The sequence below is a fragment of the Peptostreptococcus stomatis DSM 17678 genome, assembly GCF_000147675.1.
Classification (GTDB): domain Bacteria; phylum Bacillota; class Clostridia; order Peptostreptococcales; family Peptostreptococcaceae; genus Peptostreptococcus; species Peptostreptococcus stomatis.
The window spans coordinates 17783-35516 of the sequence record NZ_ADGQ01000057.1; the positions used below are offsets into that span (position 1 = coordinate 17783).

The window sequence follows — 17734 nt, forward strand, 5'->3', positions numbered from 1 at the left end:
TGGGTAACTAAATACAGTATGACTTTAAATATAAGAATAGAAAAAAAGAAGAAAGCTTATATGGAAAGAGGTGTTGTGAGTGAAGGTTTTATTCGTTGCTGCAGAAGCATCCCCCTTTGTAAAGGTTGGAGGCCTGGGAGATGTAATAGGTGGTTTACCGGCAGCCTTGAATGAAAATGGTGTTGATGCAAGAGTAGTTCTACCACTATATTCATCAATTGATAGAAACAAGTACAATATTAGATTTGTAAAATATATATATGTATCACTAGGTTGGAAGCATATATATTGCGGTATATTTGAGGCAGAACACAAGGGTATAAAGTTCTACTTTATTGATAATGAGCAGTACTTCAACAGGTACCAGACATATGGTGAGCCGGATGATGGAGAGAGGTTTGCCTTCTTCTCAAAGGCAGCTGTAGATATGATGCCACATATAGATTTTAAGGCGGATGTCATGAATGCCAATGACTGGCATGCAGCCCTGTCAGTAGTCTATCTAGATAGGTATAGGAGGGAAAGAAATGACTTCTACAAGGATATGAAAAGTGTAATTTCAATCCATAATGTAGAGTTCCAGGGAAAGTTCAACCCATACCTATTGGGTAGCCTATTTGGACTAGGGAATGACTACTTGGGAGCCTTGAAGTTTGACCATGATATCAACCTTTTAAAGGGAGCTATCCAACTAGCGGACAGGGTGAATACAGTTAGTGAAAACTATGCAAATGAGCTATTAAATCCATACTTTTCCTTTGGTCTTGACCCGATTCTTTCTAGTGAAAGGGGCAAGTTAAGAGGGATAGTAAACGGTATAGACTACGATAAATTCGACCCATCAAGTGATCCTAATATCAGTCAGAAGTTCTCACTAAAAAGCCTAAACAAGAAGATAAAGAACAAATTGGCCTTCCAGAAGGAAATGGCCCTTGAGGTGAGTGAAGATATACCTATGGTAGGTATGGTAACTAGGTTGACTGGTCAAAAGGGTATAGACCTGGTAGTGGGTGCAGCCGAGCATATTCTAAATATGGGGGCCCAGTTAGTAATTCTAGGGACAGGTGACCCTTACTTTGAGGACCAGTTAAGGAACCTGGAAAATAGGAGACATGACAAGATGAGGTCCATCCTAAAGTTCTCTAATGAAATATCATCAAAGATATATGCCAGTTCAGATATATTCTTGATGCCATCTAAGTCAGAACCATGTGGCCTTTCCCAGTTAATAGCTATGAGGTATGGTAGTATACCCGTAGTAAATAGGGTAGGAGGCTTGAGAGATACGGTGGAACCATTTGATCCAACCAGGATGACTGGATATGGCTTTACATTTGAGAGCTATAATATGTATGACATGCTAGATGCCATAAAGAGGGCTTTAGATGTGTATAACCTGGACCAGAAGACTTGGAAGAAGATTATGAAAAATGCTATGGACCATGATATGTCATGGAACAATTCAGCTAAAAAGTATATAGAAATGTACAATGAAATTGTATAAAAAGTGTATGTAAATGTGTAATAAAATCACATAAAATAGCTTGGTAGGCTATTACATATAATTTATCAATTAAGTAAATAATTTTTTATCTAATTATGACTAGACAATAAGGTGTCTATAGGTTAAAATAGGTACTAATGGTAAAAAAGTTAAACAAAAAGTAATAGAGGAGTAATGTGATGAATCATATGACAAAAGATATTGAACAGTATCTACAGACAAAGTTTGGTAACTCTCTAGAAGACTCTAATGAGAGACAGTTGTACCAGGCTTTAATGGCAGAAACTAGAAATAGGCTATCTAAGAAGAGGTATGACTATACAAAGAAGCTAAAGGAAAGTGGCCAGAAGCAGGCTTATTATATGTCAATGGAATTTTTGGTAGGAAGGACATTGAGAAATAATCTTTTCAATCTTGGTATAGAAGACGAGGTAAGAAGTTTCTTGGCTGAAAAGAACTTCGACCTTGATAGGATCTATGATATGGAGCCAGATCCAGGCCTAGGAAATGGTGGCCTAGGTAGATTGGCATCTTGTTATCTTGATGCCCTAACTAGCAACGATTACCCTGTAACTGGTTTTTCTATCCTGTATGAATTTGGTATATTCAAGCAGGTAATAGCAAATGGTTGGCAGCAGGAATATCCGGACAATTGGCTGGGTATGGGCCAGTATGGTCTAGTTCACAGAAGTGATGAAGAGATAGAAATAAAATTCTATGGTAAAACAGAGGAACATTGGACTAATGAAGGCTTGAAAGTTAACTATGAAGACTATAAATCAATAATTGCAGAACCATATGACCTGATGATATCAGGATACAAGAGTGAAGCAGTTAATGTCTTAAGACTGTGGAAGTCAAAGGCAAATGCAGGCTTTGATATGAAGCTATTTGAAAGAGGGGAGTATGCCAGGTCATCTGAATCTGAGGCCATTGCAGAATCTATTTCAAAGCTTCTATATCCTGCTGATGACAATAATGAGGGTAAGGCCCTAAGAATCAAGCAGCAGTACTTCTTTACTAGTGCATCACTTCAACAGATAGTAAAGAACCACTACAAGACATATGGTAGTCTAGATAATTTAGCAGACAAGGCAGCTATTCATATCAATGATACTCACCCATCAATGTGTATACCTGAGATGATGAGAATCCTGATGGATGACTATAATTACAGTTGGGAAAAGGCATGGGAAATTACTATAAAAGTATTTGCCTACACTAACCATACAATAATGGCAGAGGCTTTAGAAAAGTGGTCTGTGGACCTATTTGCCCCAATCTTGCCTAGAATATACACAATTATAAGGGAGATTAACAACAGGTTCTGTCAGTATTGCAATGAAATAGGTGCAGCTTCTGACCTGGAATCTATGTCAATCATCCACAATAATATGATAAGGATGGCAAATCTTTGTATAGTTGGTAGCTACAATGTAAATGGTGTATCAGGTCTACATACAGACATCCTAAAGGCGGATACTTTTGAAGCATTTAATAGGATTTATCCAGGTAAGTTCAACAATGTTACAAATGGTATAGCCCATAGAAGATGGTTGGGCCAGGCTAACCCTGAGTTAACAAACTACCTGAATGGACTACTAGGTGGCGACTTTATCAAGGACCTATCAAATATAGAAGAATTGTTAAAGTATGCTGATGACAAGACTGTCCTAGCAGACCTTGAAAAGATCAAGTATACAAAGAAGGAACAGTTAGCCAAGTATATCAAGGATGCCAATGGAATCAATGTAGATATTAACTCAATATTCGATGTCCAGGTAAAGAGGTTACATGAATACAAGAGGCAGCTTTTAAATGCCCTACACATAGTTTACCTATATAGACAGATTAAGTTCAATGGCCTAAGACCTAGACCAAGAACATTTATATTTGCAGCCAAGGCATCATCAGGATATGTAATGGCTAAGAATATAATTAAGTTTATCTGTACCCTATCCGATATGATAGAGGCAGATCCGCTAGTTAGAAACTATATTAAGGTAGTATTCCTAGAAGACTACAGGGTAACACTAGCAGAAATAATCATACCGGGAGCCAATGTCAGTGAACAGATATCACAGGCAGGTAAGGAAGCATCTGGTACTGGTAACATGAAGCTAATGTTAAATGGAGCCCTAACTATAGGTACCCTAGATGGGGCCAATGTTGAAATCCACGATGCAGTAGGTGATGATAATATGTTCCTATTTGGTCTAAAGACACCTGAGGTAAATGATTTATATGCCAAGGGATATAGACCAAGAGACTACTATGAAAGGGTTCCAGAAATCAAGGAAACACTTGACTTTATGAGGACTATAAACGTAGACGGAACAAGATTTGATAATCTTGTAGACTACCTGATTAACCAGGACCCATATATGTGCCTAGCCGACTTTGAAAGCTATGTAAACAAGCAGAAGGAAGTAGAAGAGGCCTATGGAGACAAGGATAGGTGGAACAGGATGTCATTAGTCAATATAGCTAAGTCTGGAATATTCTCAGCAGATAGGGCTACACAGGAATATACTGATGGTATCTGGCATATAGCTAGGGCTGGTAGGTAGGCCTAGGAAAAAACTAATTTGATATAATTTTTTATGGTAGGACTAATAAATAAGTCATACTTTGATTGCTTGTGCCATAAGAATTATTATAAATTTTTGGCAAGGTGCCAAGACAAATAAGAAAGGAGATCATAATGATAAAAAAACTCTTTAAAAAGTCTTTAAAAAAGACAATCTGTTTAGTGATGATTTTATCTTTGGTGGCTGTAAGTGGACTTTCATTAAATTCAGCTTTGGCAGCAGGTTATCCCTACAATGTAGTTTTTAAAGGGTCATCTGGAGATGTAAACATCGCTTTTAATGCAGACAATGAACCTATAGGGGGTACAGACAATAGGGGAGAACCGGATAAAACTGGTAGAGGCCCGGGTGCAGCTTATTTTATAGGTTGGAGTGATGTTTCCAATTATCACGCTAATAAGGATGCAAAATTTTACTATAAGTATGAGCCGGTATCAAGACTGGTAGATGACAATGTGTCTACCCTATACCCAGTTTATTTTAGTAGTTCTAGTGCAACTAATTTTAGTAAAAATAAGGCCTATATCAATTTTGGTATGACAGATGCAGAGACTGTACCTGGTTCAAGAATTAATGGTACTGTGGATAACAACGCAAATGACCATAATATAAACCTTTACTATGATGAAACACAAAATACTTATGACATTAAGTTAGAGTCAAGTTTTGAACTAAGCAAAGGCATTGCACATTGGCTATATACTGGTAATGGCTTTTCTATTATGACAAATACTCAGAGAGATAAGGGTAGTTCTGCTAAGGGGGCAAAGTATACACATGTAGACCTTAATGTAACTATTCCTGATGAGGTAGATGTTCCTGATGAATTAAGCATGACTTTTGTGGGGAGCTATTTCCAGCCATATATGGCCTTTGATACTGTTACTAGGGATAAATTTGAAATAAAGGAAGTTACAGGAGCAGACAAGTGGGATATTACTGAACTTGTTTCAAATACTACACCTAATGTAAACTTTACTATTAAAAATCCTAATAAGACTAGAAAAATAACACTAAGGGCAATTGTTAGAACTAATGGATATTATGGTGGTAAGGTAATTCCTGATAGAAGTGGAAAAGATGTTGAAAATGAAAAAATGAAGATGGTTTCTAATACAAACTTGACGATTTCTAAAGCCAAGGCATTAGAATTATTTAAGGCTAAGAGAAGTGCCAATATTACTGGTACAGTTGATGGATATGTAAAGATGCCAGAGTATCCTTGGTATTTAGGTGGCGATTATTCAAGACCAATACCAGAAATTAATGTATCATCTCCGGTATCAATTAATTACACTTTTAGTTCTGTAAAGTTTGATAAGAACTCAGCAGCTTTAGGTGATACTGGAGCCCAGGATTTAGGAAGATCTAATGTTGCCTATAATGGTTCTCTTAAGGGAGATTCTCTAAATGACGGAATAAAGCCAGCTTTAGGCACTGATGGCGATACTATAGCAGACAATCCTGCTGCTTTTGTTTCAAACGGATACACATACACTTTCAAAGAATGGAATACAAGAGCTGATGGCAATGGTACTAAGTTCGACGAAGATACACTAGTTACTGACCCTATAACTGTATATGCTATTTATAACAAGACTAGCAACGGTTCAGGTGGCGGTGGCGGTGGAGGAGGAGAAACTCCAACACCTACTCCAGACCCAAGAATACCAGGAGATGACAGGGTAGAAACTGCTATAAATATTTCTAAGTCAGAATATCCTAGTGCTGATACTGTAATTGTAGTTAGAAAGGACCTGTTCCCAGATTCAATGACTGCAACTGTATTATCAAAGCAGTTAAATGCACCGATCCTTCTTACTGGCTCAAACAAGCTAGATGAAAGAGTTAAGGCTGAAATAAAGAGACTAGGTGCCAAGGATGTTATTATCGTTGGTGGAGTTAATTCTGTATCTGCCGGTGTTCAGAATGAATTAAAGGCCTTTGACAAGGATACAGTTGAAAGAATAGCAGGTCTTGATAGATATGGTACTTCTGTAGCTGTAGCAAATAGGGTAGTAGGCATAAGCGGTCTTACTCACAAGGCTGTAATAGCTTCAGGAGAAGTATTCCCAGATGCCCTAGCAGTTAGTCCATTTGCTGCGAAGAATGCTTATCCAATCTTATTGGTAAAGAAGAACCTAGTACCAACAGAGGTTAACAATGCATTTGCAAAATTATCAATCAAGGAAACTTACCTAGTAGGTGGAGAAGATACTATATCTAAGTCTACAGAAGGAAAGTTACCTAAGGTACTAGAAAGAATGGCAGGAAAGAATAGATATGAAACATCTGTTCAGATAGCTAAGGCTAAGTTCCCTCAGTCTGAAAGAGCTTACATGGCATCAGGAGAGGTATTTGCTGACGCCCTAGTTATAGGACCAGTAGGAGCTAAGTACAATGCGCCAATATTGCTAACACCTAGCAAGAATGCAAGTAAGCCAGTAGCTGACTATATCAAGGCATCTAAGATTAGCAAGCTTATAGCAGTTGGTGGAGAAAGATATGTACCTAAAAAGGTAATGTCTGTCTATAATTCTAATATAAATTAGTTATTAAAAACTGTTAGAATATTTATTGAATAACATATAAGGGTCCCCTCTAGGATATAATAGTCCTATGGGGGACTTTTATATTTAATATACTTAAAGTCTCGTCTGCTTAAATCTTCAAAAAAACGATTTTTTTTTGCTATAATGTATATGAGAGTATTTTTATACAATGGAGGAAATTATGAGTTTACAGGAGTTCGAATTTATCGAATCAGCTATAGATATACTTAGAAAGCAGCAAAAAACACTAGAGGAAATTGAATATGAACTAGTTAAGTTTTTTGCTTCAATACCACTCAAGGAAAATGAATTGATGTCTGTCAGCTCTAGGATAAAGTCTGAGAGCAGTTTGAAGGAGAAGATTATCAGAAATAGGTACCTAATAGATTATGATGACCCTGAAGTTTTGTTTTCAGAGATACCCGATATTATAGGTGTCAGAATAGAGTGCAAGTTTGTCAGGGATGAAAAAGATATTTTTATGCAGATAAAAAATTATTTTAAGCAGACTGATGACAGGAAGTTTTTCTATGCCAAGTCAAACAAGAATATTAGACTTTATTTATTTGAAAAGCAACCACTCAAGCAGAAAAATGGTTTTGAGATTTACAAGATAGATGGAGAATACAGGCTGGCAGACAAGAAGATAAAGTTTGAGCTCCAGATAAAGGCACTGGTAAATGTCTTTTGGAGTGAAATAGAACACAAGATTATCTACAAGAATACGACCTATCTTTTAGAGGACCAGTTTATCAAGGATATGATGATATCAATTAAGAATAACCTGACTATGATAGACGACCAGCTACTCAGCATATACAAGAACTTTAAACCTGATACAAAGCTAAATTCCAAGTTTGGTAGGGATGAGATAAAGACAGTATTTTCCAAGCTACTTTATGATACTATTACCTATAAGATGGATGAGCAGTTGTCCTTTTCTATAGACTTTAAGAAGCCTTGTGAGACCATATTGGACTATTCTCTACAAAAGTATGAGGATAGCATAGATGGCTTGAGTGCCTTTATGACGGAAGAGTACAAGAAGATTAATGAATTTTTAAATAAGGATATAAACTTCAATGATGGCCTGGTATTAGAACATGAGCCAAAGTTTGATGATGTATTTTCTAGGGATATAGCCAATATCTTTATAGACAAGATGAACATAGAAGTTCCTTGGAATCTCTTCTTCAGGATACTATTTGAGCTAGAACCGGACAATAACGTAGATGATTTTTCTAATTTTGTCAGGTATTTCAAGAGGTCCTTAATTACCAAGGATAGCCTATATGATCTTATGGATTCATTTGGTGAGTACAGCATTAAGATTATTGAGGACATGTATGATTGCATTTACAAGGTAATCAGCAAGGTCGGCAGGATAGATATCTTTTTTGATGTCAACCTAACCAAGATGAGAAAGACAGCTTCTGAGGGCTTGGATTATGTCTGCTATGAGTTTGAGACCTACTATGAATATATGGAACAAAAGAGGATTATCTCAAAGATTATGGTTGATAGCTTGATGAAAATCTATAATTAGGGATAAATATTTTATATAATTTGCTTAAATATATTTGGCTTAAATAAAATCTGGGTATTAGCTAGCTATAGGAATTATTTATAAAAATTGATATTACGAAGCTAGCTAGTAGTGGTAGAAATATTAGAGATGTTTAGAGGTGGTTTAATTGAACGATTTAACATATTTGAGGCTTATCTTGACTGAGGAAGACAACTATCCGGTCATGTATTCAAGACCTGAAGAAGAAGTAAATATTATTGGTCAAGATGACCAGGCTATGTCACCTGATGATTTTAAGTCCATTATCAAGTTTTTTGCTGATAGGGGATTGAAGAAGATTAAGTTTGTTGGTGGCGAGCCACTACTATATAGAAATTTAGAAGTCCTAATAGCCTATGCCCGTGATTGTGGTATAGAGGATATAGGCATGACCACTAATGGTATAGGTCTTGGGACAAGGATACTTGACCTTAAGAACCTTGGTCTTAACAGTGTGAATATATCTCTGGATTCTTTGAAAGAGTACAGGTACAATGCCTTGACTGGTGGTGGTAACCTAAAGGAAGTATATCTTTCTATAGATGCATGCCAGGCAGCAAATATAGATGTCAGGATAAACTGTGTGGCCATCAAAGACTTTAATGATGATGAACTAGTGGACTTTATGAGGTTGACTATAAACAGCAAGCTAGATGTTAGGCTTATAGAACTCTTACCTTACAATATATCCAAGAATGTATATGAGAGGGGTTATATGGACCTACAAGACTATATAGAGAACACAGAGGCCATAGATAGGTCTGATGATGAGGACTTGAGTGTAGCCAAGTATTTTAAAATAAACGGTGCCCAGGGTAGGGTAGGTATTATCAGGGCAGGTTCTAGAGACTATGAAGAAGACCTACGTAGGATCAATGTAAGCAATAGGGGATATATGAATGTAGGCCCCCTACAGAAAAATACATACTTTATAAAGCCTATTCTCGGTGATGAAGAGGCCTTGGAGGATATGTTTTATAAGATAAAGACAAGTATATAGAATAGGTATAAATGTTAATAGAATGTTAAATTTAGCTTTCTATTAACATTTTTTTTGTCTTTCATGGTATTATTGTAGGGTAGGTAAAATTAATATGCCAAGTTGGGTAATTTTATTAGAATATGAGGTGTAGATAATATGAATATTGCAATTTCCCTAATCGGTGGATTGGGTATGTTCCTCTATGGAATGAATGTAATGGGTGATGGTCTGCAGAAGGCTGCAGGCGAAAAGCTTAAGAAGATTATTGAGATGTTGACAACCAACAAGATAATGGGTGTCTTAGTCGGTACCCTGGTTACAGCAATTATACAGAGTTCTAGTGCTACTACTGTTATGACAATCGGTTTCGTAAATGCAGGTATCATGTCATTACAGCAGGCAGTTGGAGTTATTATGGGGGCTAATGTAGGTACTACAGTAACAGCCCAGTTGGTGTCATTTAACATTGAAAAATATGCCCCAATGGCGATTGGTATTGGTATGGCATTCTGGTTTTTTACAAAAAAGAAGAATGTCAAGAATATAAGTGAAATACTAATAGGTTTTGGTATCCTATTCGTAGGTATGAACTTTATGAAGGCTGCCGCGGCTCCTGTTTCTGAAATGCCACAGGTCCATGATGCAATGTTGTATTTAAGTAAAAATCCAGTACTAGGTATTTTGGCAGGTTTCGTGATTACTGGTACTATCCAGAGTTCAAGTGCCTCTATAGGTATACTGATAGTTCTTGCTTCACAAGGACTCCTACCTATCACAGCAGCCCTACCAGTCTTATACGGTGATAATATAGGTACTTGTGTTACTTCTCTATTATCTACAGTAGGTGCTAGTAGGAATGCCAGAAGGGCGGCCATTATGCACTTATGCTTTAATGTTATCGGTACACTCTTATTTATAATAGTATTGAGTAAACCAATAGTTGCCTTGGTTACTAGCATAGACCCAACAAATGTCCCTAGACAGATAGCCAATGCTCATACCCTATTCAATGTGGTAAATGTAATAGTCCTATTGCCATTTAGCTCATATTTGGTTAAGTTGGCTACTAAGTTAGTGCCATACACAGAAGATGAAGATTTGGAAAACATCCATACTACAAAGTTCTTGGACGAAAGAATCCTGGAAACTCCATCAATCGCCCTATCAAATACGGTTGATGAAGTAATAAGAATGGCTAGTCGCTCTACTCGTGCCTTGGATTCAGCCTATGATGCAGTCAAGACTTTTAGCCACGAAAAAAGAGAGAAGACTTTTGAGTATGAAAAGATGATAAATACCCTACAGTTGGATATAACTAATTTCTTGTTCGCCCTTTCAAATAGAAACTTGAGTGACCTTGAAAGAATTAAGGCCGATGTCCTATTCCATATAGTAAACGACATTGAAAGAGTTGGTGACCATGCAGATAATATAGCAGAAATTTCTCAGTTTATGGAAGACAAGAAGGTTAAGTTTACAGATGATGCGACTAAGGAATTGGATACCTTATTCGAATTGGCATCTAAAAACTTCTACGATTCTATTACAGCCTTAAAGACTAGTGATTTTGAGTTGGCAGCTACTATAACAGATAGAGAAAGAGAAATAAACATATTAGAACAAAATGCAAGAAATTCACATATGGTAAGATTGCGTAGTGGTACTTGTTCAGTAGAAGCAGGTATATACTTCCTGGATATTATAAGTAACCTGGAAAGAATATCTGACCATTCTATTAATATAACTGAAGAATTGGGAAGAATGAGTGGACATGTAAGCCTATAGTTTAGACTTAAACCACATATATAAATTAATGGGACCTGGTTAGCTGGGTCAAAGAAGAGATATAACAAGTAATGTAAGTAAATAATCTATATAGTATACTGGTATGTGTCTCGCATATCAGTATATTTGTATATAGGATAAAAAGGGGGTTATAGTATTATGGATTTTGCCAATGCGCCAAAGATTGAACTACACTGTCACCTGGATGGGTCCCTGAGACCAGATTCAGTCCTAGACCTCTTGAGAAAAAATAAGCTAGAAGAAGGCCTAGATGAAAGCAATATAGACAAGGCCTTAAAGATAAGTGGCGATTGTGACTCACTTGTGACTTACCTTGAAAAATTTGACCTACCCCTAAGAGTCATGCAAGACAAAGAATCTTTAGAAAGGTTGACTTACGAGGTATTTGAAGATGCCTATAAGGAAAATGTGGTCTATTTAGAGCTTAGGTTTGCCCCAGTATTACATACTCGCAAGGGTCTTACTGAAAGAGATGCTATTGAGGCCGTAATAGGGGGTATGGAAAGGGCCAAAAAAGACCTTGATATAGAGGGTAATATCATAATATGTTGTATGAAAAATATGAGTGAGGAGGCGGCTATCAAGACTATTAAGGCTGGTTATCCATACCTGAATAAGGGACTTGTCGGTATAGATTTGGCTGGTAAGGAAGACGAAGGCTTTGCCTATAAATTTGTTGAAGCTATAGGCCTGGCCAGGGACATGGGCTATAGGGTTACAATCCATGCCGGTGAAGCTGGATCTGGTCAAAATGTATTAGATGCTATACGAATACTTGGGGCAGAGAGGATTGGGCATGGGACTAACCTATACCAATCTGAAGAGGCCTATAGGTTAGTTAAGGAAAATAATGTTCATCTGGAAGTGTGCCCAACTAGCAATTTGCAGACGAAAGCAGTAGACCTACTTGAAAAACATCCGGCTATATACTATTATAGAGATGGGCTTAGCATTTCTATTAATACAGATAATAGGACGGTTTCTAATACGAGTCTAGATCATGAGTTGGAGGCGATAGGTCCACTTTTAGCTATAGATAGGCCTGCTTATATGAAGATATACGAGAGGGCTGTAGATGCCTCTTTTGCAGACCAAGATACAAAGGATAAATTAATTGATAAGGTCAGGAGGATAATATAATGACTAATAATAATTCAAATCCAGAGATTAAGAATGCTGGAAATAAGAACAAGATAAGACACATAGTTGGAGTAATGAGTGGTAAGGGTGGTGTTGGTAAGTCAACTATGACCAGCCTTATAGCCAATAAATTAAATGACCAAGGCTATAAGGTGGGTATCTTAGATGCTGATATCACAGGCCCAAGTATACCTAGGTTAATGCATATAGACAAGCAGATGGCATATTCAGATGGCGACAATATAGTACCTGTTACAGCACCCAATGGTATCAAGGTAATTTCCCTAAACCTAATCATGGATGAGGAAAGCAAGCCTGTAATATGGAGGGGACCTATGATAGGGTCAGTAGTTCAACAGTTCTATACAGATGTATTGTGGGGCGACTTGGACTACCTATTGATAGATATGCCTCCTGGAACTGGGGATGTTGCCTTGACTGTCATGCAATCAATACCAATCAAGGGTATAATAATGGTATCTATGCCTCAGAACCTGGTATCAATGATAGTTTCTAAGGCCGTAAATATGGCCAAGCAGTTGAATGTACCAGTAATTGGTATAATAGAGAACATGAGCTACATAGAATGTCCTAATTGTTCAGAAAAGATCAGGATGCATAATGATGAGGGTTGGGACCAATTTATAAAAGAACATTCCCTTGATATGTTGGCAGAGTTACCAATGTCTCCAGAGATAATAAAGCTGTCTAATGAAGGTATGGATGAAGTCAGTCCTGAATTAGATGAAATCCTAGGTGGGGTAGTGGACAAGGTTTCAACTTTCTGCAAGAGAAGGATAATTTTATAGGTGGCTGATGATTGCTACTGAGGGAAGATATTATAAATAGACTCCAAAAAGAATATAGTAAATGAAAAAATACCGAGATATGTTTTATCTCGGTATTGTATACTACAATATTTTAATAGACTTAATTGAGTTCAACGGAACATACAAAACCTTCTGGTTATTGTAGTCTGGGTGTTTCTCATCCATATTAGTTTGAGAAAGGGTCAATGATAAATCATCGTATTCAGATACTACACCATAAAGTTTAGACTGGCTTAGGTAAGAATCTATTTCGACAAAATCATTGATGTGCTTTTCAACAAAATCAAAGAATTTTTTGTTGACACATGATAATTTATCAGTTTTATTTTTATTTGGCATAAAATCACCCCTTTACTATATTTATATTATACAAAATTTTACTTAAGAAGTAAATAGAAAGGTTGTAAAGTGAATAATAATATTAAACTACCTAAAATAAAAAATATAATTAATGTTTATGCGTCAAAATTTTTAAATGTCTTTGAAGTAGACTTTAAAGATAGGCAAAACAATGACAAAAAATGGATAGTTGCATCCAGGATGCCCCAAGACAAGTATATAGATAAGATAATGAATAAAACTGATAAAGACAGGGTAGATGCCGTTATCATTGTTGGCTATAAGGATACTGGTGATGAATCTAATCAAGAAATTTTTCCCCAAAACCAGGATGCTTTAGTCGTAATAAGAGAATTTAGGATACCTATTAATGACTATATTTATTCCCTACCAGCCGGTTTGGTAGACCCTGGAGACGATATCTATGAGACTGCCATTAGGGAGATGAAGGAAGAAACAGGCCTGGACCTTATTAGTATAGACAAGGATAGGACCTGCCACAAGGCCTATGCTTCTGTAGGTATGTCGGATGAATCCTTGGCCATTGTCTATGGCAGGGTGGGGGGAAGTCTGTCCAATGACTATATGGAGGATACGGAGCTGATAGAGCCCATGTATATGACCAAGGAAGAAGCCAGAAAACTACTTGCCAGGAAGGATGTAAATATAGACATAAAGGCCTGGTTAATTTTAAAGGAATTTGCAGGTTGCTAGTCATGTATTTTACGTATTTATTAAGGTGTGGTGATGGGAGTCTATACTGTGGCTATACGACGGATATTGGTAAGAGGATGGACCAGCACAAGGCAGGCAAGGGAGCCAAGTACGTAAAGGCAAAGGGCTATAAAAGGTTGGAGTTTTATATATCCTCAGCTAGTAAGTCTGATGCAATGAAGTTTGAGGCCCATATAAAGAAGTTATCAAAGAAGGAAAAAGAAGACCTATTAAAGGGGCAGACCAGGGCTTTAGACGAGTTAGGCTTAGACTATGAAATAGGCCTAATTGTAGAATAGAAAAAGGACTCAAATTCATTTTTAAAAAGAATAAGAGTCCTTTAATTTATTGCAAATTTATATTGCCTATCCCTTGTAGACAATCTTTCCAGCTACAAGTGTATACTTGACCTTGCCGTATAAAGAACGACCTAGGAATGGAGAATTTGAAGACTTTGACTTAAAGCCCTTAACCCTGTATTCTTGGTCTGGGTCAAAAATACATATATCTGCAACCTTGCCGATCTCTATATTTCCCTTGTCAAGCTTGTAATACCTGGCTGGGTTAGAGGTAAACTTACTCAACATGTGGATCATAGATAGGCGATTTTTCATTACTAGCTCTGTGACAGCAAGTGGTAGGGCAGTCTCCAGGCCAATAATTCCACTAGGAGCCTTGGTAAAGGCAACATTTTTTTCCTTATCAGTATGAGGGGCATGGTCAGTTGCGATTATTTCAATAGTATCATCTATTAGGCCAGCGATTATTCTCTCCCTATCTTCAGTCGACCTAAGTGGCGGATTCATCTTAGCCAATACACCATGCTCTAAAACATCATCTTCAGTTAGGGTGAAGTGGTGTGGAGTAGCTTCGGCAAAGACTTTTACACCTATAGACTTGGCATACCTGATAAAATCAACTGCATTACCAGAGCTAATATGCTGTATATCAATGCAGGCGCCTGTTTCAAGGGCCAGCATACAGTCTCTAGCCACCATGATATCTTCGGATACCCTAGGAGCCCCCTTTAAACCTAGTTTTTCCGCTATAGGGCCAGCATTTATACCATGATTGTCAATTAGGCTATTGTCCTCCTCATGAAGGGCTATAACAGTATCTAGTTGGGCTGCCTTTAGCATGGCATCTCTTAATGTCTTAGTATTCATGACAGGGACACCATCATTGGTAAAGCCAGCAGCTCCCGCCTTGTGTAGGAGGTCCATATCGACCAATTTATCTTTGAAGTCAATAGTTAGGGCAGCTTCCTGTAGGATATTTATAGGGCAGTCCTTGGCCTTTTCTAAAACGTAATTAAGACTTTCGACCGAGTCAATTTTAGGGTTGGTATTTGCCATAAGTATGACAGTCGTATAGCCACCTGCTGCAGCAGATTCAGCCCCACTTAATAGGTCTTCCTTGTGGGTAAAGCCCGGGTCCCTAAAGTGGGAGTGGATGTCGATTAAACCAGGAGATACAACCATACCCTTAGCATCTATTATATCGTCATACTCAAAGTAGTCAGAGGATATGCTTGGAGATATTTCCTTTATAAGGCCATCCTCTATAGATATATCTACAATTTCCTCGAAATTTGTGGCTGGGTTTATTAACTTTCCGGATTTTATTAAAACTTTGTTCATAAGAGCCTCCTTTGAATATTATAGTCCTACTTAAACATAGGAATATTTTTAAATTAATAAAAGCAAAATTTAGTAAAATATTTTTTAACTATTAGTAAGATTTTATATAAGAAAAGAGATTAATCACTCGATCAATCTCTTTGCATATTTACTTATAAATGATTTTTATTGGGTCAACCTTAGAGGCCTTGTGGGCAGGTACTAGTCCAAATATTATTCCTGTTATTACTATAGCCAAGAAAGAGTATAGGAAACTATTAAAACTTGGTATAGGCCTAAAAGGCATTATATTCTTGGAATATATAGTAACTGCATAACCAATGACTATACCCAATACACCACCACAAGATGTAATAAAGACTGACTCAACCAGGAACTGGTACATAATTGTTGAAGGTTTGGCTCCCAAGGCCCTTCTTATACCTATTTCCTTGCTTCTTTCCATTACAGACACGTACATGATATTCATAATACCAACACCACCAACAAACATGGCAACTATTGTTATGACAAGGACAAACTTGTCAATACCCCTAGTCATGGCTTCTGTTGACTTCTGGATAGTGTTCTGGTCTCTCACCTTATATTCACCCTCTAGCTTAGGGTGGAGTTCTGCCATTTTATTTGCAACTTCCTTAGCTACAGTTGGTATGTCAAATCCATCCTTTACAGTAACACTGATATGGTTGATACCACCAGTTTTAATATTCTTGCCAGTCAGGAAGTTATACATATCATTTGGTATGACTGAATATGGTGGAACATTGTCAAAGGCCCCTTTTTTTCTAAAAGTCTTGTCCACAGGATCATATACTGAATCAGCATCACATATACCAACAACTTCAAAGGTTAACTTGCCAACTGTGATACCCTTGCCTATAGGGTCCTTATCTCCGAATAACTCTTCCTTTGTAAAAGTATCTATGACAACAACCCTCTTGCCTGTATCAGAACCATTAAGAGCTCTACCTTTAATAAGCTTATATTTATGGGTTAAGCTAGAAGCAAAGCTAGTACTAGTATTTTTGTCAAAATATGATACATTACCACTATAGAGATTCTCGTCTCCAAAGGTCATCATCTCTGCCAAGGGTTTATTTGAAGTTTTTATCTTCTCAACACCTTCTACGGTCTGTAATTCTTGTAGATCAGATGATTGAAATGGTGTCAACAAATTTTCGCTGGTATTTGTATCGGAAGCATCGAAATATACTATAGCTGTCTTAGAGTCTATTGTTTGGAAAGACTGTTTAAAGACCTGGCTCATGGCATTACCAACAGAACTGACAAAAACAACTGAAGTAATACCTGTGATTATCCAGATAAAGGCTACTATTAAACGTAATTTATGTCCCTTGAGGTTTTCTATTGAATTTTTTAACAGTGTTAACATTCTAAACCTCCTCTACAAAAGCACCATCCTTTAGGGTAATGACCCTAGATGCATATTTTGTCATATCCTGGTCGTGGGTAACCATGATTATAGTAGTTCCCTTCTTGTTTAGGTCAGATAATAATTCCATTATGTCACGACCAGTATCACTATCTAGTGCTCCTGTAGGTTCATCGGCAAATATTATCTTAGGACTATTAACCAGGGCCCTGGCAATAGCAACCCTTTGTTTCTGACCACCAGACAGGTGGTTAGGGGAACTCAAGGCCTTGTCTGTAAGACCAACCTGGTCTAATTTTTCATATATTAATTCTTTTCTCTTATTTTTATCCTTTACACCGGCATAGATCAGGGGAACCTCTATATTTTGATATACATTAATAGTATCTATAAGGTTAAATTGCTGAAATACAAAACCGGCATACCTAGCCCTATATTCGGACCTCTTATTTTCACTTAGGGTACTGACATCAGTATCATTAAATATATATTGACCTTCGTCAATCTTATCTAAGAAACCTAGTACATTTAACAGGGTAGTCTTACCACTACCAGATTTACCCATAATCATTATGAATTCGCCTTCTTCTATCTCTAGACTAAGACTTTTTAATATGTGAAGTTTTTCTTTCCCTACTTTGTAATACTTCTGTATATTGTCTAATTTTATTTGCAT

14 protein-coding genes are annotated in these 17734 nt (G+C 37.1%); 10 read left to right on the forward strand and 4 right to left on the reverse strand.

Translation table 11 applies throughout. The features are described 5' to 3' along the window. Positions 1-79: 79 nt before the first annotated feature. From glgA to HMPREF0634_RS05650, 8 genes are all read left to right on the forward strand, one after another. Positions 80-1504: a glycogen synthase GlgA gene (gene glgA / locus HMPREF0634_RS05615; RefSeq protein WP_007789815.1), complete on the forward strand. Its 1425-nt coding sequence runs from the start codon at positions 80-82 to the stop codon at positions 1502-1504. A 179-nt stretch (positions 1505-1683) separates the two neighbouring features. Beyond that, entirely contained in the window at positions 1684-4074 is a 2391-nt protein-coding gene (locus HMPREF0634_RS05620; protein ID WP_007789861.1) for a glycogen/starch/alpha-glucan phosphorylase, read from the forward strand. A gap of 134 nt (positions 4075-4208) precedes the next feature. Further along, a complete protein-coding gene (locus HMPREF0634_RS09390) occupies positions 4209-6647 on the forward strand; it encodes a cell wall-binding repeat-containing protein (protein WP_007789824.1) in 2439 nt (812 codons plus the stop codon). Positions 6648-6828: 181 nt separating this feature from the next. Further along, the gene (locus tag HMPREF0634_RS05630) at positions 6829-8193 is read left to right on the forward strand and encodes a GTP pyrophosphokinase (RefSeq protein ID WP_007789795.1); all 1365 of its coding nucleotides are present in this window, start codon (positions 6829-6831) and stop codon (positions 8191-8193) included. A gap of 148 nt (positions 8194-8341) precedes the next feature. Continuing rightward, entirely contained in the window at positions 8342-9214 is an 873-nt protein-coding gene (locus HMPREF0634_RS05635) for a radical SAM protein (RefSeq protein WP_007789776.1), read from the forward strand. Positions 9215-9352: 138 nt separating this feature from the next. Next, positions 9353-10981 (forward strand): Na/Pi cotransporter family protein, encoded by a 1629-nt coding sequence (locus HMPREF0634_RS05640; RefSeq protein ID WP_007789790.1) that lies wholly within the window; start codon positions 9353-9355, stop codon positions 10979-10981. Positions 10982-11140: 159 nt separating this feature from the next. After that, entirely contained in the window at positions 11141-12142 is a 1002-nt protein-coding gene (gene add, locus HMPREF0634_RS05645) for an adenosine deaminase (RefSeq protein WP_007789786.1), read from the forward strand. Further along, a complete protein-coding gene (locus HMPREF0634_RS05650) occupies positions 12142-12951 on the forward strand; it encodes an Mrp/NBP35 family ATP-binding protein (protein WP_007789826.1) in 810 nt (269 codons plus the stop codon). Before add ends, HMPREF0634_RS05650 begins: the two co-directional genes overlap by 1 nt. A gap of 102 nt (positions 12952-13053) precedes the next feature. On the opposite strand, the gene HMPREF0634_RS05655 is transcribed toward HMPREF0634_RS05650, so the two are convergent. Beyond that, on the reverse strand, positions 13054-13311 hold the full coding sequence (locus HMPREF0634_RS05655; protein ID WP_040565808.1) for a hypothetical protein: 258 nt from the start codon (positions 13309-13311) through the stop codon (positions 13054-13056). A gap of 69 nt (positions 13312-13380) precedes the next feature. Between HMPREF0634_RS05655 and HMPREF0634_RS05660 the strand changes: the two genes are divergently transcribed. Beyond that, positions 13381-14025, forward strand: a complete 645-nt coding sequence (locus HMPREF0634_RS05660; RefSeq protein ID WP_007789886.1) for an NUDIX hydrolase — start codon at positions 13381-13383, stop codon at positions 14023-14025. Positions 14026-14027: 2 nt separating this feature from the next. Then, positions 14028-14324 (forward strand): GIY-YIG nuclease family protein, encoded by a 297-nt coding sequence (locus HMPREF0634_RS05665; RefSeq protein ID WP_007789870.1) that lies wholly within the window; start codon positions 14028-14030, stop codon positions 14322-14324. 66 nt (positions 14325-14390) lie between these two features. Here HMPREF0634_RS05665 and HMPREF0634_RS05670 read toward each other — a convergent pair whose 3' ends face one another. The 3 genes from HMPREF0634_RS05670 to HMPREF0634_RS05680 form a co-directional block, all read right to left on the reverse strand. Continuing rightward, positions 14391-15665 carry a dihydroorotase gene (locus HMPREF0634_RS05670; protein WP_007789835.1) on the reverse strand — a complete coding sequence of 425 codons (1275 nt, stop codon included), beginning with the start codon at positions 15663-15665 and terminating at the stop codon, positions 14391-14393. A 148-nt stretch (positions 15666-15813) separates the two neighbouring features. After that, a complete protein-coding gene (locus HMPREF0634_RS05675) occupies positions 15814-17058 on the reverse strand; it encodes an ABC transporter permease (protein WP_007789842.1) in 1245 nt (414 codons plus the stop codon). Position 17059: 1 nt separating this feature from the next. Further along, complete coding sequence (locus HMPREF0634_RS05680) at positions 17060-17734, reverse strand: ABC transporter ATP-binding protein (protein WP_040565809.1); 675 nt, start codon at positions 17732-17734, stop codon at positions 17060-17062.